Below are 25192 nucleotides of genomic sequence, written 5' to 3'. Positions count from 1 at the left end.
TAATTCTGTCTATTTGAAAGTATACAGTTATTCCATACGATAGGTACATATTCTAAAAGGGGGCTGCGATGATGAATACGAAGCAGAGTAGATTTTTGGTAGGGGAAAACGTGTACTTACGTCCACTGAATCGGGAAGATGCGGAGCTGTACTATGAACAATTGTACGATAGTGAAACGAGAAAATTTACAGGTACGCATAAACATTACACAAAAGAGCAAATCGCCAACTACATAGATAGCAAAGCTCACGATCGTTCGAGTGTACTATTATTAATCGCATTAAATGAAACCGATGAGGTCATTGGCGACATTGCGCTTCAAGATATGGATGGCATTAATCGCTCAGCAGGCATTCGTATTGCGATTAGCCATGAAGAACATCAGGGACAAGGCTATGGACAGGAGGCGATGTTGCTTATGCTTGAGTACGGATTTGGCTTGTTAAATTTACAGCGCATTGATCTAGAGGTGTTCGCTTATAATGCCCGTGCGGCTCACGTATATGAGAAGCTAGGCTTTGTCAGGGAGGGCGTTCGCCGACAAGCACTCTACTACAATCATCAGTATCATGATGTGATCTTGATGGGGATGCTGGTGGACGAGTATCGGGCGAAATATGTGAGCCGCTAGAGTCGATGATCAGTGTGAGAAGAAATAGGCTCTTCATATTGAAGAGCCCCAACTTGTCAAGAAACCTCTGTTTTTTACGAGGAGGGTTTCTCTTCATTGAGATAACGGCAAGTAGCTTCGCGCTTATCGGTTGGTAGTCAGTTGATCCCTTGTGCCCTTGTGCCCTAACCGTAGGTGGTCAGCTGATTCATGGTGCCTCCTCTCTTAACGGTCGCCACAGTTGTTATTTCAGCGAATATGAATCCATTCAATATGTAACGGTTATGATGGCGCTTATTACGATGAAAACAGCTGGATTTTGAATGAAATTCGAGAAATAAGCTCACCTATAACCATTAGAAATCAAAATGAGCTAAATCTGGCGATATAGCCATTGTGGCAACCGTTAAGAACTAACTTTGCTTTCTCGACAGCCTAGGCTCTTCATAATGAAGAGCCGTTCTTGTATGAATAATTATCATCCGCTTGCAGTAAAATAGTGCTGCCTATGAGAGTATAGGCAACACTATTTATAAACACACATTATTTCGTTTTATGCTGTTTTACTAGATCCATACAACAAAATCAACTTCATTATTTTCTGATCTCCAAGCAGAGCCTGAACCAACCTTTTTCGTTTGGAATAAACTTTTATCAAAAATCTCAAAGCTAGTAACTTAGAATCGAGGATAAGCGTACCATACAAGACAGTTATTGTAGGGGACTGCTCTCATTAGAGTTAATTTCTATCCGTAAATTAGAGCCTCCCGATTGAATTCCGTTCATATGGAAAGAAATTAGTTTTAAGTCTAATAGCCCTTGCATTCGTTTTAAATCCGACTATAATGATATGTATACACAGATAAATAGATAAATAAGGGTGAGATAACGATGACGCAAGCTGTAGATTTCATTGGCCGACGGAATGACGACTATTTGGATTTATTGAACTATGCGATCTCGATTGGGGATAATGAATGGAAGCAGCACATTGTGAAGGTTCTGAAAGAGCTGAACCATTCTAAATGTTATATACAGCAAGAGTGGAAGCAGACTGTGGTTAATATGCTGTGGCATCAGTTTGACCAAATTAACGAAACGATAATGGTGTTATATCAACACATTCGTGAGAGTCAGGACGTTTATGACAGGCGGCAATTGTTCGAACAAATTTGGGAGTTGAAGCAGCAGCGGTTAGCTGTGACGAAGCAGATTCAGCGAGAATCTTTAAATGAGGGGATTTGAATGGATTCCATTCTCGTTTCTCAGGTATAGAACGAGAAATTAAAAACGGGCATGCAGTTAACTGCTCTGCCCGATGAAACGGTTCTCGGCAATGTTACAGATTGCCGGAATAAATGAAGTTTATGCGATTGTCTCGAAGCATTAAGGCCACGGAACGTTATACACGTAAATTATGATCAGCTATTCGTGTGTTTGTCCATTACATGCTAGCTTGTTTCATTTCACGCATCATTTGCATCATCATTGTCATCATTTCATCGCAGGCTTGCATGTTGTTCATCATCATGTCCATGTCCATTCCCATGTCCATCATGCTCATATCCGTTTTGCTGCAACATTCCATCATCATCTTCATGCTGTTCATTTTGCACATCATTTCTTCCATGCACATATTCATCATCATTTGCATACACATCTTGTCCATTTTTTTCACCTCCTACCTAACTCCTAATACTTATTTTACCAACGATGTAAGGGTACTATATATTTCATCATTTTTCAATACATTTCCAAAATAAATTTTGATATTTTTATTATATTTTCTTTTTAATCCCAACTATTCTGATTATTATTCCACGACTAGGGGGATACGCCACACAAAATGGAAGCGTATACAATAGTCGATCCTACGATCAAATCTTAAAAAAACATTAAGATTGTACTTTTAGGCTCGATTACATGAAACATTTTCCTCCTTTTCGGACTCTATACTATAGGGAGAATTATTTTGCCCAAACCAAGATAACTGGGAGGACGAAACGAGTGAAAAGGAAATTTACCGTGCTTGCTGCATTTATTATGTTGTTTTCTTTTTCGAATCAGGCGCAAGTAGAGGCTGCCCCGACTATTCAAATTAATGTCGATGGCAGCAGAGTGTATACGGATCAAGCACCAGTAAAAGTGAACGGCCGAGTGTTGGTCCCTTTTGCAGCGATTTTTGAAGCGATGGATGCGAGTGTGAATTGGAACCAAAGAACGAAGACGGTTACCGCTAGCAAAAGTGGCAAGACTATTACGTTGAAACTTGGCTCAAAGACAGCTGTAGTCAACGGTCGCACTGTAAAGCTAGATGTTCCCGCACAAACGAAACGAGGGAGAACATTGGTCCCAATTCGATTCGTTTCCGAGTCCATGGGAGCTAGGGTGTGGATGCAGTCTAATACGGTATATGTAACTACACCTAGTGATCATTCATCTGGCGGGTCCGGTGGAAACAACGGAGGCTACAAACCACCTACAGACCATTATGACAACTTCACTTCAGTAACGAGCGTAAATGCTCATGTATCTGGAAATAAGGGAGACGGGCGTGATATTTCGGTCAATTTCTCCAGAGCATCGAATGAGAGCAGCGTGAGTCAGTACCGAGTTATGGTTGTGAAATCAGAGAAAGCATCCAATTTCTTCACATCAACAGCACGCTCGGTTTCTTACAGTAATTATACATCTGTCTATAAGAACGGCAGCGATCATTCCCTTTCCTTGACTTCAAGTACAAGGGATGTAGACGGTGATCTGTTGCGGGCTAATCAATCCTACAAAGTATTTGTATTAACGGACGGAACCAATGGCAGAAATTACGGTCTTTCTAATCCTTCACAGACGATTTCGCTCACTGAGGGTAGCTCTGTGTTAGGTGTCTCGAATATCCAAGCTTCAGATCGCAGTGATTATGGAGATGGACGTGATGTATGGGTAAGCTTCTCCAAAGCGCAGCAAGAGGATCAACTGTCGAACTATCGCATTATGCTTGTGAAATCAAGTGATGCGCACAGATTCGATTTGTCGGCTGCAAATGCAGTATCAAGCTCGAACTACTCGATCTTGAACAAAAACGGCAACTCGACGATGTCCACTACGTTAAGTTCGTCAGCTCGTGACACGTCTGGCAGCTACATTCAAGGCGGGGTCACTTATCAAGTATTCATATTGTCCGTAAGTAATAGTTCAAGTCAGTATTCGAATAAGCTGACGCAAGGACCTACATTTACGTTGAGCCACTCGATTGGAGTGCCTACGATTTCGAAAGTCGAAGATGTAAGCAATCATGGCGATGGCCGCGACTTGCAAGTTCATTTCAGCCGTCCATCTGATGAGTCAAAAATAAGCTATTACCGCGTCTTTGTCGTTAGACAACGTGATGCATCCAACTTCAATCTGAGCGATGCTAACAATGCGTCTAGCTCAAGGTATTACGATGTGTCGAAGTCGGGTTATTCCGACTACAAGGTAACATTGTCATCCAGCACGCAAGATACTCAAGGCCATTCCATCCGTAACGGAGAGAACTACCAAGTATTCGTTATGGCGGTTTCGAACGATAGAAACAATAACAGCAATACATTGTCAACGGCTTCTCATTCGATAACGTTGTCGCAGAACAATTCCAGTACGAACGCGCCAACTTACGTAACAGCGCGCGACATTGCTGACTATGGCGATGGTCGTGATTTGGAAGTTTCGTTCAATCGATCTTCAGATGAGTCGAACATTAGAAATTATCGGATCATGGTTGTGAAATCATGGCGTTCAGGCAATTTCAACTTGTCAGATGCGAACAATGTAAGTAGTGGGAATTTTACGGAAGTAGACAGAAGATACAGTCATAATAACAGCTATTATACGACGACGCTGTCAGCTAGCACGCGCGACACAGATGGTAACTTGATTAGAGCTGGAGAAACGTATCAAGTATTTGTATTGGCAATGGGCTACAACAATTATTCCAATGGATTATCATCTGCTTCCAGTTCCATTCAGTTGTCAGGCCACTCGAATACCGGAACGGCAACAAATGTACATGTAAGAGATATTCATGATTACAATAATGCATCGGACTTGGAAGTATCATTCCAAAAAGCCGCCAACGAATCAAACATTAGTCACTACCGTGTAATGCTCGTGAAGTCATGGAATGCAAATCAATTTAATCTGACAGATGCAGAGCGCGCGCACAGTCTGAATTACACGTATGTGAATAAAACAGGCAGTGATATTCGAGTGACACTTCGTGCGGATGCCCGAGATGTAGACGGTCACGAAATTAGAAGCGGTGTCAAGTACAAGGCTTTTGTATTATCGATGGGTGATAGTTATTCCTCAAGTCGAAACGCACTGTCTTCTTCTTCAAATGAAGTTGAATTAACAGGCCATTCTACTGTAGGTGCAGTTACGAATGTAGCCGCATATACAGTAAGCAATTACGGCACAGCACGCGACATTGAAGTTACATTCAATGCAGCACCTAATGAGTCGAACGTAGCTGAATACCGTGTAATGGTTGTGCGTTCCGATCAGCCATTCCAATTGTCTGAAGCAAATGGCGTATACAGTGGCAATTACACTTCAGTATCAAGACAAGGCAATGGTAATTCTGTTAGATATCCATTGTCAGATTCGACAAGAGATGTAAGAGGGAATCACATTGTATCAGGCGTTTCGTACCGTGTGTTCGTATTGACGGTAGCGGACGGAAGAGGCTCACAGAACGTGCTATCTGCTAGCTCCAGAGAGTTCACACTCAACGGCCATGCGACTCAGTCTGCTTCAAATGTGAGAGCAGAAAGTGATAGAAATAGCTCAAGCGCCAGAGTGTATTTCGAAAAACCGAGTAACCAAAACAACATCGCTTATTATACCGTTATGGTCGTTCCATCAGGCACTAACTTTACTTTGGAAGAGGCGAATCGTGTGTCCTCGAACGGTTATAAAGTTGTTAACACGTCTGGGGACAGCTTGACGATACTGTACACCTCTGATAACGACATATACGGTAGAGCAATTACAACTGGAACCGTGTATAAAGCGTACGTTCTCTCCAAAGGGTACCAAGATGGAACAAGTGTATTATCAGCTTCATCGAATGAATTTGCGTTATAAAAGAGTAGGCTGACATAGCGATGCTGTGTCGTTCAAAGGCTGTTCTGTGAGTAGTGTGGGTAGTTGTCAGCCACAGTAAACCAGATGCCTAAAGAGTTGCTTTTCAAGAAAAGGTCGAGTTCGGGTGCAGAGTGGTACCCGGACTCGGCCTTTTTATTGCTGGAAGAGCGGACGGGTGTATATGAAAAAAAATAAATATGAAAACGTATACAAAATACTATTGCTAATGTTTCCGAAAGAATCTATTATGGGTATATGTGGAAGTTGGTTTATTTAACAGTGGTTAATGCATCAGTCAAAGTATCTTGTACACAAAGTTGAGGAGGAATTAGGATGATTAAAAAAGTGATCTTAGTTGGAGTCCTAGGAGTTACAGGTATGATGGGCGCAAGTTTGTTGGATAACGGGGCGACACAAGCAAGTGCTGCTAATTGGAGTAACAATCAAGGGGCTCTAGCCCACGTAGAGCAGTCTGTAAGTTCACAGCAAAGCGTGACCAAGCATTACTCCATTACAACGGGCGGATCTTCCGCTAAGGAACCTTTTTATGTAAAAAAGGGACAGCGAATTCATATTCAAAAAAAGGGTAGTCCCGAGGTTTCTTATACGCTAAGCGACAAATATGGTAACAAAATTGGCAACTACTCGCACTCCATTATTTATACACCTAAAGAAGAAGGCAACGTTTATGTTCAATACCACGCTCCATTTGTTTATGAGGAGAAGTTGAACTTTACTGTAACGTATACCATTCAATAAGGGTTTAGCTTAAAGGACGGGCCATCTCTATTGTAGAAAGCATCTACGGTAGAGGTGGCCCTCTTTGCATTTTTATAGGACGTGAGCTTGTCTACCTACTAAGGGCTGATGCGATTGCCTGTGGTTAGGGAGACTGGGAGACGGGGAGTCCGCCTGCGCATATACCATTCGGCTATGAGCAGGTTAGGAACCCAGCACAGCCAAGCGATGACGATATAGCTGGTCTCAAAAGCCTCGCCCCCGAATACAAATAGAAAGAGGGGAATCCATATACGCAACGTCACGCTTGCGAGCGTAAGTGCAAAGCTGCGAATCATCCAGCGGCGATGAGCCTGAATGTCTTTTTGCAAAATACGGCGAAAGGCCATGAACGTGCAAAGCATCCACGCGATAGATAATGCTGCGAAGCCTAATCTAGATACTGGCCCTCCCGTTGCATACATGGCTAAGTAGAGTCCGCTTATTCCCCCGAAGGCAATGCTAACTACATAGATCTTGCCTGCCATACGGTGTGCTCTTAGCCAGCGTTGTCTCCATTTTTCATACAGGAGAAAAGGTCCAAGGACAAGCGGGAACAGGCTGCTGCAAATATGAATGTATAGGACGATATACCAAATGGATTTTAGCTGCCCCATGATTGCGATTTTACTGGTTAAAAATGAATTGTGACTTGCATCAATGAACGTGTATTGAGCGATTGCATAACCGGCAATTGCGAGTGAACAGAAGAGTAGTAGTCCGAGTTCCCATTTTTTCATTATGATCACCTTTATCGTTATTTATTGATTAATCAATCACAAATACTCGGAAAAAAGGCTGAACGATGTTGTATCGTCAGCAAGGTTTAAGATGAGGCATATCAAGTACCGTAATGACATTAAGCAGCATGCCGACGGATAAGAAGTAAAACGTTCTTGTTTCAGGTTGCTCTAAGCCTGCTGCTGTAAAACGTTCGAGTATAGCATCGTGTACGCGCTGGAATGAGGCACGCATGGCTTGACGGATGGGTTCGTCAGGGATCGCTTGAGCTTGAACCTGAAGAATAATTTCTTTGCGATACAGGTTGGTCAGTTCTGTATAGGCTTCTGCCATATGGGCCTCCAATTGATCAAATGGAGCTTCGATCCGATTAAAGGCGTCCACGATACGTTCGCATGAACGTTCCAAGGCCGCAATAAATAGGCCCTCTTTGCTTTCGAAAAATTTAAATACGTAGGGCTGCGAAATACCTGCCCGTTCGGCAATTTGTGCTGTCGTGGCACGGTAATAGCCTAGCTCGGAAAACACTGCAACAGCCGCTTCAATAATATCTTCGCGGCGGTTAATTTTAGCTTGTGGGGTGCCTTTTTTGCTATTATTCGTTGCCATGCCCTAGCTCCTCTCTGTATGTGCTGAACTGTTAGTGATTAATCAATCACTAACATCATAAATCGTATTGGAAAATTATTCAACAAAAATGTGTAGTGTAGACATCCTCGTTATGTGAGGACGAAAAGGCGAGTATTATTATTCATATTTTCGGTAAAATGTGTTATAATAAGAGTATTGAAATTAGCCGTAGGCCTAATCATAATGCCCCGAACAAACCGTGTTTGGGGCATTTAATTTTAAGGCTTATGAGTCCAGAATAGAAAGAGGGACGGTCCATGTACAATTCTCGGAAAAAGCCTCAAGATGAAATGGTTGAAGAAGTCACTTCCATATGGTCTTGCACAAACGATGAGTGTAAAGGGTGGATGAGGGACAACTTCTCCTTCGCCAGTGAGCCGACTTGCCCCCAATGTAAATCTCCAATGGTCAAGAGCGAAAAGAAATTGACTGTGCTTGTCAACACAAGTCCGAATCAGTCCAAAGACTAACGGCTAGGGCTAATATGGAAGCCGATCTTATTCATGAGGTCGGCTTTTTGCTTTGGACGCGTGAGTGCTTACACGCCTGCTTTCACGGGGTTGTCCCACAAGCAGTGTTCAGCCACAGTCGAACAGCTACTTAAAGAGTTGATGTTCAAAAAAAGGTCGAGTTCGGGTTAGGATGGACGTCTGAACTCGACCTTCTTAATTGACTTAAGAGTGGGGCGGTGCATTTTTTAACTCAATAGCGGATTTTTCGTCCATGATGGGCGAGTAATTTGACTGTTGAGATACCCAGATGCTACGTGTATCTATGTGCCTACGTGAATCTTACTTTCGGACAAGCGTCATATGCCAGCTATCTGAGCGGCTTAAGGAGCGTGTGTTTTTGGCTGTGTTTATCGCGCTGACAAGGAAAAAGATAAGGACATCGGCCCCAGAATCGTTGTTGAATAACACTTTATTCGGTGTTAACTCGCCAAACCCACCTTTTGCAATGAACTTACCAGGTGAAGGTTCTGCCTCTATTTTAAGCGAGAAAGCATCATTATTAAGTAAAAAGTTAAGATCCCTCAATATGAGCTTCTGCCCGTTCGGAACCCCAATTACAATCTGTTGCAGCAATACGGTTTTACCAGGACCGACGTTAATTGGACACTTGCCGCCAACGATCCCATTAAGCTGAAACTGTGACATCATTCATCCTCCTCAAAAGTCTAGTACGATAAACTATTCGACAGTAGCTTGAATGGATATAGGACAGTGTCACGCTGTAACCCTTTAAAAGGAATAAAAATAGCCCAACTTGTTAGAGCCAAGTTGGGCTATGCTGTGCGGAACTACTCGGTTATGTGCTATGCAAACGTATAATACAATAAATTCCTATAAAATGGAATTTAAATTACTAAGGGGTTGCGTTCCAGATGCTCGTCCTATGGAATGGACTTTTATTGAAAGTCAGCGTCCCATTGATACTGTTCACGTTGGATGCGATGAACCTCATCGAACAAGCCGCCCCAAGGCTCATGCGGATATTGCACCATCATCCGATACAGCCGCAGGAAGCGGTCCTTCGGCAACTTGTGCGCGTAGCGCCGTACAAAGTTCGGGTACGCCAGCACATAGTGCTTCGAGCGAACAGCTGCGCCAGCGATGGCTGCTAAGCTGTCAACGCCGCGCGTCATGCCGAGAATTTCGGGCTCGAAGGACACGGTGTAACGGAACGTCGCATCTTTAATAAGTTCACGTTTAACCTTGGCTACTTCGCTAATGTAATCGACCAGCAGAGGGTCATAGTGATTTATCATGAGCGAGTCCAGCTGCAAATCCATATCTTTACGCAAGATAAAGAAGTGGAGCAGGGCGAGCTGCTGCAACCGGATTTTGTCGTTTCGTATTAGCGTAGCAATTTCGCGCAGCTGCTCATACGTGAGCTGCTTATCGTGTTCCCATGAGGCAATTGATGTTTCCCAATTGCGATATAAGCCGTTCATAATGAGGCTCTGCTCACGGTGGATGAGCGCGTCGAGGTGACGATGAACGTCAATCGCCGCGTTCTTCCGCTGGAATAGCCAGAGCAGGGTCACAAGCAGAGCTCCTGCCAGTGCGCAGATGACAGCTTGCTCTCGTGTGTCGCTAAATACGACACTACCTAGTGCCAACACAGTCGCGATAAGTCTAGTTGTCCATCTGGAGCGGTTCGCAAGGCGGGCAGCCTTCTTCTCAATAGAGGTGAGTGCCGATTTGCCGCAAAACGTACATTGCTGCTCTTGCAGCACCGTGAACTGAGTACACTTGTTGCAAGTTTTTAACTTTTGGTACGCATATCTCGTTATATGATAGGGCTTAAAATGTACAGGTTGTTTTTTCATTTGTAATCACGCTCTGGGTTCAGCATGGCAAGCAGACGACGATCTATTTCTTCTGGCGCTGGCGTATGCTTGCGATGGTAATAAGAAATAATCAGCTTTACGACGACAAAAAGAAACAAAATACTCAAAAATCCGTATCCAATCATAGAGGGAACCTTCCTTTTGCTGATTGTATAAGTAGGTAGTATAGCCTAGCTACTACTTAACAGCTAGCTAACCATAATCGTAAATAATGTTCAAGTTATTAGGTTAACATTATAGCACACCGTCATAGGTATGGTAGAATTAGTAATTATATTGTCATTTCTTAAAAGATTTTGTTAGAATTTTGTCGGGTCGGTATCAGTAGTAGTACTCGTACTACTAGTATTCAGTAGCAGTACTGGCATCGGCATTGTTCGACCGAGAAACAACGAGTTAACTATCAACCTATAAAAAGGAGTATTTATATGCTTCGAAGAGCGGGGAGAGCGCAGATGACAGCACAATCACAAAAATCACGAAAAGCACCAGCATACATTATCGTTCAGCTGCTGCTTATCATTTCAATGTTTATGGCGCCACTTATCGGCAGCCTACCAGTAGCAAGCGCTGCTACGCAGCAATCTTCCAAGATTGACGCTATGCTCGTCGTGGATGTCAGCAATTCGATGAACACCAGCGATGCCAACAAAATCGGCAACGAGGCGATGAAGATGTTTATCGACATGTTGTCCACACAGGGGGACAGAGTCGGGATTGTCGCATACACCGATAAGATCGAACGTGAAAAGGCGCTGCTAGAAATTCAATCAGCTGGGGATAAGCAAGAGCTGAAGCAATTTATTGATCAGCTTAATCGCGGTGCGTACACCGATAATGCGGTGGGGGTTAAGGAAGCGGTAAAGCTGCTTAAACGTGGCGCTGATCCTGCTCATGAACCGATGATTGTCTTATTGGCTGATGGAAACAATTATTTGAACAAAAAATCTTCCCGAACGCAGGAACAATCCGACGAGGAGTTAAGCCAAGCGGTAGCGGATGCGAAAAAGCAAGGCATTCCGGTGTATACGATCGGGCTCAATGCCGATGGGAAATTAAATAAGAACGTATTGGCCGATATCGCCAACAAGACAGGGGCAAAATCGTTTATTACGGATTCAGCGGACGACTTGCCGCGTATATTGAGTGAAATTTTCGCTAGCCATCTTAAGCTTAAAATGGTACCGATCCAATCGATGAAAGGAAATGGCTCCTTTCAAGAAGTGACGATTAACGTACCCAATGCTAACGTACTGGAAGCGAACATTTCGATTATGTCAGCGAAGCCTGTTGAGGTTAGGTTGACTGACCCTGCGGGTAAGAGCAGGACGATTCCTTCCCAAGATGTGATGCTGGCGAAGTCGAAGAGCTACAGCTTATTGAAGCTGCTTCAACCAGAGCAAGGCGATTGGAAGTTGGAAGTCAAAGGAGTTTCCCAAGACAATATTGATATTAATCTTGTATTTAACTACGACATGGAATTGACGATGGAGCCGATTCCAGCGAAAACATATAAGCAAGGCGACGAGATTGACATTCGCGCTCAGTTAGTAAGCAACGGGCAGAAGGTACAGAACTCGGAGCTTTACAAAAATATGAATGCTGTGCTGCATGTTAAAGATGTGGATACAGGTGACGTCGAAGAAATAAAGCTGAAGCATGACGGTGATCATTTTGCCGGAACGTACCAAATTGCAGAGAAGCATGACTATGAATTAAAAGTAAGAGCCGAGGAGCAGAGCTTCTATCGGGAAACGAAGCCAGTCAAGATTAGTGCCAAATCGGGCAACGGAACAGCGGGATCGAGCAAATCAGGTTCAGGCTCGGCATCCGAGTCAGACGAAGGCTTTCCTGTCGGAACGGTTGTGATCGGGACAGGAATAGCTATCGTGGTTGCTGTTGCCGCATATTTCGCATATGCAGCGTACAAAAAGACAACACGGGGCTTCGTTGGTCAACTTGTCATTGAAATCCGTGATGAAAATACAGGCGAAAAGACGCATCCGCAATATAGGAAGTTGACGGGCTTTAAAGGCAAATTCAATCTCCATCAAGTGCTTCAACTTGCTGCGGAATTGAAGGAAACCGACAAGATTGTATTCGTTCCAAGCAAGAACGACCGCATCATGCTGCGCAGCGGCGCGGACAGTACGATTGAGAAGTCAGGTCGTGCAATCGACACGAGCAGCGGCTATGAACTGAAGAGCGGCGATCGAATTACGGTTCCGCTGCGTAACGTGGATAAGACTATTTTGATCGAATATCTCGTGTAAATTAGCGTGTAATACAGCGTGTCATACAGTGAATGGAATGGATTGAGTTGTTAGAACTTACAGCCTAGGAGGAAATGAAATGAAACCGGTAGTGCGCGAACATATTCAACAGTTGGATGTATCACTTGGCGGTGGCATTGTCAGTGAAAAGATTCGTGTCGATACGATCGACAACCCGATACTTATTATCGGGCTAGGCGGCACAGGGATCGATGCGCTGCTGCGCTTAAAATATCAAATTAACCGCCGCTTTAAGCTTCCACAAGATCCGATTTCGAAAAAGAAGCTTGATAAGCCAGCTAATGTAGAGTTTCTAGCGTTTGAAACGAATGAGCAGGATCGCGGCAAGCGATATAAAGGGATCGGACTCGACCCGTTAAATGAATTTGTGCTGCTCTCCAATGCCGAGATCGGCGGGCTGCTGCAGAACCGCAGCATTTTGGAGCCGTACATTACGGATTGGCTGTCGCCAGAGCTCAGCATTACGGACGGCATGAACGGTGCGGCAGGTGTCCGCCAAGCGGGCCGCTTGCTGTTGTTCACAAAGATCAATCAAGTCGTACAGGCGATCGACAAAAAAATTAAAACGTTGTCGGTCGGCACGAACAAGAAGCTGATGGTGTTCCTGCTGACAGGTTTATCTGGCGGAACAGGTAGTGGCTGCTTCCTCGACATTTCGTACATTGTACGAGGTATTATTGAGCGCGACCACGGTTCGGCGGGCATTGACCGCGTCAACACACTCGGCTATTTGTTTACGCCGGACGTGAACTTATCGAACCGCAGCTTGAGCGAGCATACGCGCGAGTATATTAAGAAGAACGGCTATGCTGCATTGAAAGAGCTGGACTACTGGATGAACGTAGACAGCCGTGGTGAGCGGTTCCAGCAGCGTTACGGCAATATTTTGACGGTTAATTCACCGTTAGCGCCATTCAACTTATGCCATCTCATTTCGGCGACGAATACCGAAGGCAAGCTGCTTGAGAACGCCTATGACTATTGCATGAACGTAACGGCTGAGAACATCACGAACTTCATTTCCAGCGAGGAGAAGCAGTCTGGTGAAGAGTTCGCAATTCACGACTATATCAGCAACATTCGGACGAATATCGCGCAAATGAATAAGGCGTACCCAGCCAACTATGAGTACAACATCATCGGTGCTTCTTCGGCTGTGCTGCCGATCGAAGAGATGACGACATATTTGGGCTATCGCCTGTTTAGCAAAATGGACAAAATGTTCGAAAAAGCACCGACTCAGGACGATGTTGAGAAGTTCGCCCGCAAGCTGGGCCTTGATCTCGATACGATGGTCAAAACGTTTGAATCACGCGTCCCAGAGCCGTTACCGGGCTATGAAAATAGCGAGCGCTTAAGCTACAACAACGTGGTGAAAATGCAAGTCGTCAACATGGACACCGAGCTGGAGCAGAGCTTCTTGGCGCGTGCCCGCGAGGAGTACATTAAAGCGAAGAAACAGTTGCCAGGTGAAATTGTCGGACAGTTTACCGACCAAATTCGCCGTATGTTCCTTCATCCCGAGCAAGGACCGTTCTACGTATCACGGCTTATTCATACGGAAAAAGGGTTCTGCTTGCTGAAGATGCTGCTCTCGTACATTGAAACGCTGAAGGAAAATCTGCACCATATCCCACGCGACATCGAAACGGCGCAAGAGCAAGCGATGCAGAAGCTGGGGGATGCGAAGAGTGCATTTGTGTCAAAGGATAAGAAGAAGAACTTCTATATCGATGCAAAAATAAACGAATATTGGTTGCATGCGGATTTGGAACGTACCGAGCAAATGATCGAGTTCTACGAAGATTTGCATGCGCTGCTAAATAGAGAGAACAACCGGATTTATAGTGTGTATACCGAAATATTGAATGCCCTTAATTCGATCTTCGATAAGAATGGCGACATTTTGATTAACGGTGATGAACAGACCGACCATAAAGGCAATCGCACGTATTACTGGAATATCGTCAGTGTGCCGGACATCGCCAAAACGATTAGCAAAGTGATGGAGCAAAAAGAAGTCGACGATCTGATTCGTGATTTTGCTACTGAACTGTTGGAACACTCGGATCAATGGATTAAAGAGCAGGATATCGACATCGTTAGCTCGATTTCCGAATTTTTGACCGATAAGTTTGGCGACTTAATTACGCAATCGATGGAAGAGTTCTTAATTATGAAATTCGGTCACGATGAGTCGATTGAAAAGTTTGTCGAGCGCAACATTGCGAGCAAGCTGGATGACGAAGCTGTTCCGGTATTCCATTTAAGTAACAGCTCCGGCAACTTGTACTTCCCGTCATGGGGCTTCGTATCGGTACCGTTGCAGGCACCTAGCATTTTGAAGGGGATTCGCAACTATCAGAACAATTCGGTAGGTAAATCTCACTTTACGATTAAAGAGAGCAACGTGAAGAACCGTATTTTCTGGTTGAATACGAAAAACGGCGTGCCGTTGTTCGTCTATACACCGCTTAAAGTGTACGAGGAAAGCTACGAGCGGACGATTTTGGACAAGGAAGGCATTGGACGACATCTTGTGCAGACGGACAAAGTGAACTGGACGTATTTGCCGTCACCGATTCCACAAAAATCGTGGGGAGATACGTATGTGAATTCGCGTGTCCAAGATTACAATGGGCGTATTCGGGCAGCATTCGACAAGGCACTTGAGTTGAAAGTCATTGTGGAAAAAGGCGTAGATCACAACACGAGCAATCGCTTTGAAGTTAAATTTACGAAGCCATTTGATCTGGCAAAAGTGCTTGGTGGCTACGATATGCAGCTGCAAGCATCGAAGCCGAATTTGGGCGAGGTGAAGCGGGCATTTATCGACTTGAAGCGTATGCTGACGGATGGGCTTGAGCCAGAAGCGACGAAAGATATTTTTGGCAGCATTAATGAAGAGTTGGCGAAGGAGAACTTGATCCGTACTCCTGAATTGATTGACCGTGTTCGTGAAGAGTTGGCGAAGTATGAAGCGATTCGTGCGAAGGCGGCTGAATTGGAGCAAGTGCTTAGCTTGCATCAGGATGAGGAGAAGTTGCAGGATCAATTTATCGAAGCATTGTATACAGGGACGATTTGCAAAAAAGGTGCGCTATTCGTCTACGATCGCGATCCAGAGGAAGAGGCATGGGAGCCGTTTGCGAATCTGATGAAAATTCGTAGTTACGTGGAGTTCGAGGTGTACGAGCAGTTCCGTGCTTTGGATGAAAAAAGCCGCAGCACGCTTATGCGCAAGGCGACACGACGTGCTGGCGAGTTGACGGCGTCTGAAGACGTTACGCCGCTCTTGGAGAAGCTGGAAGAGCTGTACTCGGCGTTCCTCGAAGCGCGCGACAGCTTGGAGTACGAGAAAGTCGAGTTGGCTAACGGTGAGGAAGCGTATCAATTTTACAAGCAATTAGTTACGAAATTAAACGCTATTCGCAGAAAGTTGAAATAAATGATGAATGCATTGTTGGAACCATTCGCAACTGAATATGCGGCTGCGGAAGAGAAGTTGACCGATCAGGGCGACGATCAGAGCAGCATACATTATCCGGCTGTATTTTTGTTTATCGGAGATAAGACGGTCGATGCGATTGACCCGATCATCCAGATTAACGACAAGAAGTGGGATAACAGTGATGGTGTGATGTACGTTCATATCGGTTCACAAGCAGCTACAGGCTCGGCTGTCTCAGCGGACTCAACTAACCCGAAGAACTCGACGTTCTCGAAGAGCTCGGAGATTTCGACAGTCTCAGCAGACTCGACGATCTCAACAGCCTCAGTAGATTCGGCAGTCGCAGCAGGTTCAGCGGTCTCCTCTGTTTCACAAGGGGAGACCCAGGAGACCCGCGAGACTGGCAGGCAGCAAGGGCTAAGTCGGCTAAGTACCCTTGCTCTTCCTGTGCCTGCACGCTCAGATGCAGAGAACGGGAAGACGTTGCGCAAAGAGGTGTATGACGCTTTTTACCGCGAAGAACGATTGCTCGTTGAGTTGAATCGTATGCTGCGGCAAGTTAGTCATCAGATTGCGGATTACGGCCGATTGTATTCGTCGTTTGATCGCATTCATTTGTCCATCATTACGCGGGTCGATGATCCGCTTAATGTGTTCGTTCCCGAAATATCGCTGCTGGCGAAAGCGATTTTCAATCAGTCGTTCAAATCGGTGCAAATGGATTTGTTTACGTTAATTAGTGAGCGCGAGCAGGTCGAGACGTTTGGCTACTCCAGCTCGGTAGGCGTCGCTTTTTTGCGAGAGCTAGATGGCATGCAGCGTGCGGATTATACCTTTTCCGCCCGCTTGCAGGTGACGGAAGATGGCATCTCGATTCCGGTAACCCATGCGGCTTCGCCGTTGTTCGACCTTGTCTATTTGCTATCAGACAAAAATGAACGCGGTATTTCATCATTTCGTGACATGGACGACAACTATGAAATCATTTGTCACGTCAGCTTGCTGAAAAACCGCAAGTTGAAAGATGCGGCTCATGAGTTGAACTTGAACAGTTACAATAATACGTCGTTCAAAAATAACATCATGACGGAATCGGGCCGTCAAGGCTATGTGTCCGCTGGGTTTTCCAAAGTAAAGCGGCCGAATGAATCGATCGCGTTGACGGTGCTATATCATTTCTATCGCCAATTGCTGCTGCGCATGCAAGCCGAGCTTCCGTGGTCAGCGAAAGAGAAGCTGACCTTCTTCGGACTTGATGCGGCGGCCATGGCAGGACGCACAGCCACTGCTGTCCCTGATGAAGGGAAGCTGGGCGATATGAGCGGAATTATGACGCACGATATGAGCTACAGCAAGCTGAAGCGGATGTCTTTGCGTGAGGCGGAAGACGCGCTATTCGGAGATGGCTGCCGCGTATATTTCCGCAGCAACTATGAGCGCGAAGCGGAGCAATACGTGGAGCAATTTGCTGCTGCCGAGCAATTGCGTGGTGCTGTTCAGCAGCATATGACTAACCAGCCGCAGCTTAGCTTTTTCCACATCTATCAATGGACAGATGAAGCAAATGAGAAGGATAGCGTGCTCAAAGAGCTGCGCTTAACGATTCAGCAAATAGCCAAGGAGCTGGAAGCGTTGAAGATAGACCTTGAGCAGCTCTATGTGGAGCGGGTCGAGGATCAGTCATTTCAACGATTGCCACTTATGGATAAGCACAATTTGCGCAGCTTTATTCGCTGCTTCTTCGATAAGGTGTATCGCCATAAGCTTGAAATATTACGCTTAGAAACGGAACTTAAGCTGCATCGTCGTTATGAGTTGGAGCTTGCGCATTTGCATGCGGACTGCAAACGTCAGGTGCAGCAGTTGGAGCAGTTGGAGGAACAACTGCAACGAGCAGCCACGGACAGCATTCGTATGGCTGACGATTATATCGGACAGAACATTTTAGAATATTACGGACGGGTTACCGAAACCGTTATGCACGAGTTCGAGGCTAAGCGAGGCGCTACGGCTTTCTTCGAAGAACGGTATATCGGTCATATTCCGCGGCTGCTAGACCAAGGAATTGCAGCACTGTGCCAGCGATTGCTGCACGTGTGCCGTCATGAACTACTCACGGCTGAGCCGTTTCAGCAGACGTTCGAAGAGGAGCTGTTGCGACGGGCCAATGTGGCGGTCGATTATAGCAACAAGCAAGTGCTGTCGAAGGCGGAGCTGTTTAAAAAGCTGTACGCCACTTTGGAGCACAACGCGGAAATTAATATTCGGCTCTTTGATTACACGCATGAGCATCGCTATGAGGAAAAGTATTTCTTCGGCGATCATACGAGCGAGTTTATCCGCTATGCCCGAAGTGCGGACGAGACATCACGCATTTACAAGTTGGGCTGCGTGCATGAAAAGCGGAGCAGTGGCGTGGAGAAGCTCAATTTAATGGGTGGCTTCCATCTCGAGGATCTGATGTATTACCGGAACGGTAAAGTGTACTATGAGCACTATGTGGCGAGCGGTTACGAGTTTCATGGTATGGAACAGAGTAGACTGCCTGAGCTGCGCTAATGTCGTGAGTGGCTACCTAGTTCTTCATTTCTACTTAAACGTTCAGGGAACTTTTTGAAACGTCATAACAATAGGATACCTTGTGAAAGGATGCAATCAACATGCAGCGAAAAATAAATTTGCTCTTAGTGTTGTTCAGCTTGATCGGAGGCTTTATTGGCTTTATTGCGGGTGAAATTGTGCTGCAAATGTATACGGGTGAGCTGCCGGGTATCGTGCTGACAGGCCTGTACTTCGGCATTCTTGCCTTGTGTATCGGCCTGTCTTGCCTTGTGGCTGAAATGATCAAGCCACAGCTCAACGGTCAATCATGGCGACAGCGGTATGTGGCCGCTTCTTGGAAGCTGCTTATACCAGCGACACTCGTAATGCTGTTTGTACTCGGGCTGGCGCTCGATTTTGTATACAAAGTCAATCTTGGCAGTGTGAAATCTGTTAAAGATATTGTGCTCGTGATCGACAATTCGGGCAGCATGGAAAAGACCGATCCGCGAGACGATCGGTATAAGGCGGCTAAACAATTAGTAGGTGAGATGGATTCAGATAAGAGAGTAGCTATCATCACGTTTAATAGTCAGGCTGAACTGTTACAGCCGTTTGTGCAATTATCGGATCAAGCTACCAAGGATAGTGTAATGGGGAAGATAGATTCCATTAAGAAAACGACAGATGGTACAGACATTGGTCTCGCTATGACAGAAGCTATGGATCACATTCGGGATCATGATGAATCTGGACGCGGTAAAATGGTCATTTTGCTGTCAGATGGGTTTAGCCAGCTCGATCGCAACAAAGTGTTGTCTCCATATATCGAGCAGGGCATCGCAGCGAATACGATTGGGCTTAGTCTAGTAGATGCGCAAGGCTCGAATCTATTGCGAGACATCGCAGAACAGACGGGCGGACGTTATTACGATGTTGCCAATACCGAAGATTTGTCGTTCATATTCCAAAAAATTTATGACAGCATCGATGATCGCTCGCTTATTACCGAGCGGAAAGGTCCGTTGAGTGATAGCACCTACTATGCAGTACTACGCGTTGTAGCGCTTGTTCTCATTGGCGCGGCAATCGGTGTGGCACTTGGCCTCGTGTTCGACAATCGCTTTCTTGCTAGAAGCTTTGCGATCGGCGGCGTGGTGGCTGGACTTATCGCTGGCTTGCTGCTGGAAGCGGGCTTGTCAGGGCAATGGTTTACGGACGGTGTAACGCGCTTGTTAGCAGACCTTATTTTAGCAGGTGTGATCGCCATGTTCACGATTATTGTCCCGATTAAGGAAAGCGGTCAGCTATACGATGCTAGAAATCGGGCTGGTCGTGCCGGGCGTGCAGGAGATGGCTTTGCCGAGCGGCCAACGGATAACACAAGCAGAGGATTTTAAAGACGGGGAGGATTAACGACTTATGCAGTTCATCGAAGCGGATTCCACTTCGCCCGTTATTTCCGATTGCGTGCACCAAATTGATGACGATCGCTGCACACTGCGCTGGCGCTGGCCGGACGGTGTGCAGGCCGTATTTATTCATAAAGCAGATGCGGATGCTGTTAGGAGCGAGCCGACTTCTGCCTCTCAGATGAAGCTATATACGAAAGATGAATACAAAGCGAATAACGGTTACCATGACCGAATTGAAGGTATCGGGCGGTACGTGTACACGATTTATGCCTGTGCCAATTCGGCAACGATTGCAGACACCGTGCTTATTCGTCAGCAACACGGCGAGAATCAGCTGCTAGTGAGCACAGGCAAGGCCAAAATTTATTTTTCCATTCGGCATAAAAGCAGCTTGTTTCGCAAATACAAGACGGTGCAAATCGAGGTGAAGGCGGAAGTGCCTTTTTCCAAGGACGTGCTCTGTTATGTCAAAAAACAAGGCGGTTCGCCGCTGAACAAAGAGGACGGAACGATGTATCCGTTCGTGGGGGATTTTGCAGCTGGTCGCAATGTGCTGCCTGTGATTGAAGTAGGCAAGGACGATTATGTGCGCTTATTTTTTACCGATGGTCGTCGATATGGGCATATGTACGAGTTAGTACCGGAATAGGGAGGCTAATGAGATGGGCATTTTTGATTTGTTCAAAAAAAAACCGAAGGCGGCACCGAAGCCGCTATTTTACGATATTGTGTGTCCGTACTGCTTCAGTAAATTTTCCCCGGAGGATGTCGTCTTTCGTGCGGCCCACCATCGGGAGGACGATGAAAATTACGCCTTGGGCGAGGATGAGCTATTAAACCGGTATCGGGAGCGTTTTGGTCTCGATACCGTTTACGATATTGAAGCGATTATTCAGCCGCATGATATACCGGAAGAGCATCGTATGTATTCGGATAACGTATTAATCGGACTGAATGACCGCTATGGCGTCATGACGCGACGCAGACTGTGTCCGAAATGCCATAACGAGCTGCCTGTAACTGCGGGCAAGGTCCCGAGCAATATTATTTCGATTATCGGAGCGTCGCAAGTCGGGAAATCGGTGTACATGACGTCCTTAATTCATACGTTGCAGCACATGACTGCGGACCATTTCGATGCAGCGTGCATGCCGCTGAACGCGGAAATTAGCCGCAAATTCCGTACGATGTACGAAGAACCGCTATTTGAGCGGGGCGATTTGCTCGCTTCGACGCAAAAAGAGAAAATGCAGGAGCCTTTCATTTTCCAATTCGTGTTTAAAGATGAGTCGAAGCCGCCGCTTACGCTAGTGTTCTTTGACGTCGCTGGTGAGGGGATGGTCGATCAGGACTATCTCGGGCTGCACGGTCAGCATATTAAAAACTCAGCGGGCATTTTATTTATGGTTGATCCGCTGCAAATCCGCTCGATTCGCGAGAAGCTGCGTATGAAATACGGCGACAAGCCAGGCGAGTGGGTGTCGCAATACGATGAGCCGCGTGACGTTGTGCTAACGATGTTCGGCGATTTCATCGCATACGAGGACAAGACGAAGACGGACATTCCGACAGCGGTCGTGCTGGCGAAAAGCGATATGCTGCATTCATTGAAAGATGAAGATGGCGAATATATTAAGCCGAACAGCAACATTTTTCACAATATGGTGCACCGAAAATATTTGGATTTGACCGAATTTGAGAACATTGATGGTGAGGTTCGTCGTTTTATAGAGAAAGTAGACCGCCCGTTCAAAGGCACGATGGATGTGTATTTTTCGGATACGGCCTATTTTGCGGTGTCTGCACTCGGTAGCAATCCGGTCAACCAGAAGCTGCAAGGGGTAGTTAGCCCGATTCGGGTTGACGAGCCGTTCATTTGGTTGCTTTATAAATTGAATTATATCGAAGGGAGAGAGGAACAGTGAGTTCATTTCATCCCAAGCCGATTCAGCAGCAAATGTATACGCGGGAGAGAAGAGGTATTTTTCGCTCTACCGAAGGTTACGATACGATTGCCAAATCGAGAGGGCTGGATAGCTCGTTTATTAAAAAGGTAATTCACCCGTTCTGCGTATACGATGCCCCGACTGAACTGACTGTGCGTGGCGAGAAGGATGCTGCGTTATATCCCGCAGCGATGCATTTGTTTCATACCGATAGCGGGGAAACGGTGCTCGGGGTCAGTCAGTATCAGGCGGCGGACTTTACAGGTTTGCGCAGTGCCTTTTTTGCGCACAACTATATCATTTCTGCGGAGCAGTCCGCGGAAATTGTGGCGAACTACCCGTCGTGGCTGAACGCCTCCTTTACGGATAGCTACGATATTGAAAGAGGCATGGAGCTTGCTGAGCTGGAACGCTTGCCTGTGGTCGGGAAGCAGCTTGCAGCCTCATCTCACAAGGCGCTACTTACAGAATTGAACATCCACGAGAAGCTGTTCAAGCAATTGCTGTTTGCGGTTATGTCTGCTGTCGCAGGCAAGAAAAAAGTGTACGTCGCGCTGGACGTTCCGATTGAGCACGTATCGGAACGAGCAAAGCTGCTGCTCGAGGTGCTGTATGCATGTTTGCCGCATGCGATTCGACGGCAGCTCGGGTTTATGACTTATGCGAATGAGCCGCAAAGTAAAAAAGCGATTCATTTGATGTTCGTGGAGAAGGGCAGCTTGCGCCCTAACGACCGCAATATCGAGAAGGATTATACTTTCGATATCGCTACGGGGCGGGTAACGAATGTCGAGTTGGATTGGTCGGCCCAGCCGTATTTGGATTTCGCATGGAGCAATCTTGGTCGTCTGGAGCGGGCAGAGAGCTTCTATTCGTTTGCCGAGTTGATGCTGGCGGATATGGAACTGCCGCGTAAATCAGCGCTGACCAGCTATCATGAACTAGCTGTCCTCTACCAAATTGAAGAGGGCGGTATCGCTAGTTATGAGGCGAATAAAAGTACGGTTCTGCGGAGCTTGCTCGATTATTTGGCACCACAAGGAGCACTCGTAGGCAAAAGAAGGCTGAATGAGTTGTTTCTCGCGTTGTTTAAGCGCGAGTTCGACGCTGTTAAGTTAGGTGCCGTACCGGAGCCGTCGCTTGTTGAGTGCTTTAAAGATTACTATCGACTTGCTGGGAGCGGCATCGAAGGTGCGTTGGTCGAATGTATGATTCGCACCATTAATAATGCGTCCGCACCTGCATTTTCAACATCATCTTCGTTTGCATCGTCTAATTCGCCGAGTCGCAAGACGGGAACAGGTGTCTCAGCTTTTTATGAAATAGTTGAGCAGAATCCAGCGCTTAGTAAGGCTTTCTTTGATAAATTGCTCGACAGTGGGCTGGCGGCCACATTGTTTGAGCCGTATATATTGACGAAGTTTCAAGCAGCTCCACGAGCAAGGGATGTCATTAATTCGGTGCAGGAGTGGAGTAGAATTCACCCACAGGTGCTGAGGCTGCCTGCTTTTGCGGACTTGGCAAAAGGGCAGTTGGTGGACAAGCTTGAACGGGAAGTGGATTTAGTTGCGGCAGTGAATGAGGCACGTGAGCAGTTAGGGAAGTTGCGTCATGCTTCGCTAAGCGATGAACTGTTCAATTCCTTTTACGTGACGGTAAGTTTAATGTTGTTAACGAATGTGAAACTGGACTCGTTGACGAAAGAACAGTTGCTGCAAATGGATTTGTTCAAGCAAGCAGGCGAAGTTAGTGCATTAGTGGCGCCGCTTGAGCAACGGCTGAAATCGAAGGCAGCGGTCATGCAATCCGCTTATCGCTGGTTTAGTGAGCGTGCCCCTGATGAAACGGTATTCGACGGCATTACGTCGATGGAAATGGACAGTGTGCAGCAATTAGGGCGCTCTTGGTTGCAGCATGAAGTTGAGCCAACTCAATTCGAGCGCATGGTGCTGGCCTATTATCGGATTGCGAATGACGACATGCTGATTGAGTACGGAGCATTGCTTCATTTTGTGCACAAGCATGCAAAAGAGAAGCAAACCGTGTATGCGTTTATCAATTGGTCGGCCAAGCATCCTGACTTTACGCAAGGAAGAAAGCTGCATCCAACTTATGCAGCGGCCATTTTAACTTATTTTAAGAAGCATGATCGGGATGCGTTTAAGAAACGGTCTAATCGCAAGCAATATTTCAACACAGCGGTTCCTACGCTTAAAGTGGTGTATGACAAGGCCAAGTTGGAGTTGTCATCACCGCTGATCCGATTTTTTTCACGCAGCAAAAGATCGATTCTGCTAGGTAGCATCATCTCCGTATCCGTTGCCGTAATTGGTGCGGGGGCTTATTATGGGCTACAGGCCGCGGGTGTTATTAATAAGGATAAGGGGCCGGTTGCACAGGTCGACGTTCCTGCGTTAACTCCTGTAGATACTGAAGCTTCGAAAGAGGCAGGAGCCACATCTAAAGATCCGAAAGCTGGGGCCGAAGAACCTTTGGTGTATGTGGAGCAGGTGCAGGGAAGCGGGAAGGCAGGCAGTACTGGCAACGCTGCGGGCAAAGGCGGAAAGATGCAAATGGTGTTCCGCTTCGCAAGCGAGCAAGTGTGTCAATCTTTTAGCGCGACTAGTATTGTGATAGAAAAGCCTGATGGTACAAATGAGGCATTTGGCGCGTTTAATCCGGTATCGATGTGTGATGCGAAGTCCGATGATAACCCGGTTAAAGCAAATAAGGGCAGCCAAGACGGTGAAAATAGCAGTACAAGTACGGCTAACAATGAAACTGCAGGTAGTACTCAAAATAATGAACGTAATGAAAGTAATGTAGCGAACAACAATTCTAAAGCGGCAGTAGGAGAAGGCGAGAAGCCACAAACGCTGCAAACGCCGCAGGATGGACAGGCGCAGCCTAATTTAGAGGCATATCCTTATTCGGTCACATTCCAGCTTGGAACAGGTGTCGACATACCTAAGGATAGCAAAGTCCGTATTGGAGAGAAAGTGTACCCGCTGTTAGATATGCAGAGTGAAACTGTGAAGAAAGAAGGTTCGAAATAGGCAATCGGATAGGTTATCAATGAAATTGTCACTGCTTTGAAATAATAAGCAGTGACAATTTTTTGCTTGATACATGAAATAATAACGTCAAGTTTACTGCTCTATCATTCTAAACTGTAACGCGTAGGATGGACACTTTTTAAAAAAATGCTATTACTCCAACGGGCTACCGTTCACCTAATGATAAATAGGGACTCGATTCTTTATTTTACACAAAGTAATATCATACCCATAAGTTGATTGAAATTCTAAA

General features: G+C 46.0%; 18 protein-coding genes. 12 read left to right on the top strand and 6 right to left on the bottom strand.

The window, feature by feature from the left end; genetic code table 11:
* The first annotated feature begins 71 nt into the window (after window positions 1-71).
* Together KIK04_RS08835 and KIK04_RS08830 are read left to right on the top strand one after the other, a co-directional pair.
* Window positions 72-632: a GNAT family N-acetyltransferase gene (locus tag KIK04_RS08835; RefSeq protein ID WP_442951164.1), complete on the top strand. Its 561-nt coding sequence runs from the start codon at window positions 72-74 to the stop codon at window positions 630-632.
* Window positions 633-1502: 870 nt separating this feature from the next.
* Window positions 1503-1856 (top strand): hypothetical protein, encoded by a 354-nt coding sequence (locus KIK04_RS08830; protein ID WP_232277896.1) that lies wholly within the window; start codon window positions 1503-1505, stop codon window positions 1854-1856.
* Between the two features lie 199 nt (window positions 1857-2055).
* Here KIK04_RS08830 and KIK04_RS08825 read toward each other — a convergent pair whose 3' ends face one another.
* Window positions 2056-2280, bottom strand: coding sequence for a hypothetical protein (locus tag KIK04_RS08825; protein ID WP_232277895.1), 225 nt, complete (start codon window positions 2278-2280; stop codon window positions 2056-2058).
* 338 nt (window positions 2281-2618) lie between these two features.
* Between KIK04_RS08825 and KIK04_RS08820 the strand changes: the two genes are divergently transcribed.
* Together KIK04_RS08820 and KIK04_RS08815 are read left to right on the top strand one after the other, a co-directional pair.
* Entirely contained in the window at window positions 2619-5735 is a 3117-nt protein-coding gene (locus KIK04_RS08820; RefSeq protein WP_232277894.1) for a copper amine oxidase N-terminal domain-containing protein, read from the top strand.
* 333 nt (window positions 5736-6068) lie between these two features.
* Window positions 6069-6494, top strand: a complete 426-nt coding sequence (locus tag KIK04_RS08815) for a hypothetical protein (protein WP_232277893.1) — start codon at window positions 6069-6071, stop codon at window positions 6492-6494.
* A 98-nt stretch (window positions 6495-6592) separates the two neighbouring features.
* Here KIK04_RS08815 and KIK04_RS08810 read toward each other — a convergent pair whose 3' ends face one another.
* Both KIK04_RS08810 and KIK04_RS08805 read right to left on the bottom strand, forming a co-directional pair.
* Window positions 6593-7252 (bottom strand): DUF2306 domain-containing protein, encoded by a 660-nt coding sequence (locus KIK04_RS08810; protein WP_232277892.1) that lies wholly within the window; start codon window positions 7250-7252, stop codon window positions 6593-6595.
* 76 nt (window positions 7253-7328) lie between these two features.
* Window positions 7329-7862 carry a TetR/AcrR family transcriptional regulator gene (locus tag KIK04_RS08805; RefSeq protein WP_232277891.1) on the bottom strand — a complete coding sequence of 178 codons (534 nt, stop codon included), beginning with the start codon at window positions 7860-7862 and terminating at the stop codon, window positions 7329-7331.
* A 278-nt stretch (window positions 7863-8140) separates the two neighbouring features.
* Between KIK04_RS08805 and KIK04_RS08800 the strand changes: the two genes are divergently transcribed.
* Entirely contained in the window at window positions 8141-8353 is a 213-nt protein-coding gene (locus KIK04_RS08800) for a cold-shock protein (RefSeq protein ID WP_232277890.1), read from the top strand.
* Between the two features lie 321 nt (window positions 8354-8674).
* On the opposite strand, the gene KIK04_RS08795 is transcribed toward KIK04_RS08800, so the two are convergent.
* The 3 genes from KIK04_RS08795 to KIK04_RS08785 all read right to left on the bottom strand — a co-directional run bounded on the left by KIK04_RS08795 (window position 8675) and on the right by KIK04_RS08785 (window position 10361).
* Window positions 8675-9043, bottom strand: coding sequence for a hypothetical protein (locus tag KIK04_RS08795; protein WP_232277889.1), 369 nt, complete (start codon window positions 9041-9043; stop codon window positions 8675-8677).
* A gap of 248 nt (window positions 9044-9291) precedes the next feature.
* Complete coding sequence (locus KIK04_RS08790) at window positions 9292-10122, bottom strand: hypothetical protein (RefSeq protein ID WP_232277888.1); 831 nt, start codon at window positions 10120-10122, stop codon at window positions 9292-9294.
* An 89-nt stretch (window positions 10123-10211) separates the two neighbouring features.
* Window positions 10212-10361 carry a hypothetical protein gene (locus KIK04_RS08785; RefSeq protein WP_232277887.1) on the bottom strand — a complete coding sequence of 50 codons (150 nt, stop codon included), beginning with the start codon at window positions 10359-10361 and terminating at the stop codon, window positions 10212-10214.
* 330 nt (window positions 10362-10691) lie between these two features.
* On the opposite strand from KIK04_RS08785, the gene KIK04_RS08780 reads away from it, so the two are divergent.
* From KIK04_RS08780 to KIK04_RS08750, 7 genes are all read left to right on the top strand, one after another.
* Window positions 10692-12509, top strand: a complete 1818-nt coding sequence (locus tag KIK04_RS08780; RefSeq protein WP_442951146.1) for a vWA domain-containing protein — start codon at window positions 10692-10694, stop codon at window positions 12507-12509.
* A 79-nt stretch (window positions 12510-12588) separates the two neighbouring features.
* Entirely contained in the window at window positions 12589-15978 is a 3390-nt protein-coding gene (locus tag KIK04_RS08775) for a tubulin-like doman-containing protein (RefSeq protein ID WP_232277886.1), read from the top strand.
* Window positions 15979-18540 carry an FtsZ/tubulin family protein gene (locus KIK04_RS08770; protein ID WP_332330008.1) on the top strand — a complete coding sequence of 854 codons (2562 nt, stop codon included), beginning with the start codon at window positions 15979-15981 and terminating at the stop codon, window positions 18538-18540.
* Window positions 18541-18641: 101 nt separating this feature from the next.
* Complete coding sequence (locus KIK04_RS08765; RefSeq protein ID WP_232277885.1) at window positions 18642-19922, top strand: vWA domain-containing protein; 1281 nt, start codon at window positions 18642-18644, stop codon at window positions 19920-19922.
* Between the two features lie 22 nt (window positions 19923-19944).
* Complete coding sequence (locus KIK04_RS08760) at window positions 19945-20586, top strand: beta-mannanase (protein ID WP_232277884.1); 642 nt, start codon at window positions 19945-19947, stop codon at window positions 20584-20586.
* Between the two features lie 13 nt (window positions 20587-20599).
* Entirely contained in the window at window positions 20600-21862 is a 1263-nt protein-coding gene (locus KIK04_RS08755; RefSeq protein WP_232277883.1) for a hypothetical protein, read from the top strand.
* Entirely contained in the window at window positions 21859-24939 is a 3081-nt protein-coding gene (locus KIK04_RS08750) for a GAP1-N2 domain-containing protein (RefSeq protein ID WP_232277882.1), read from the top strand. Before KIK04_RS08755 ends, KIK04_RS08750 begins: the two co-directional genes overlap by 4 nt.
* Window positions 24940-25192: the final 253 nt, after the last annotated feature.

Source organism: Paenibacillus sp. 481 (genome assembly GCF_021223605.1).
Classification (GTDB): domain Bacteria; phylum Bacillota; class Bacilli; order Paenibacillales; family Paenibacillaceae; genus Paenibacillus_B.
This window is presented reverse-complemented; position numbering and strand designations above follow the sequence as displayed.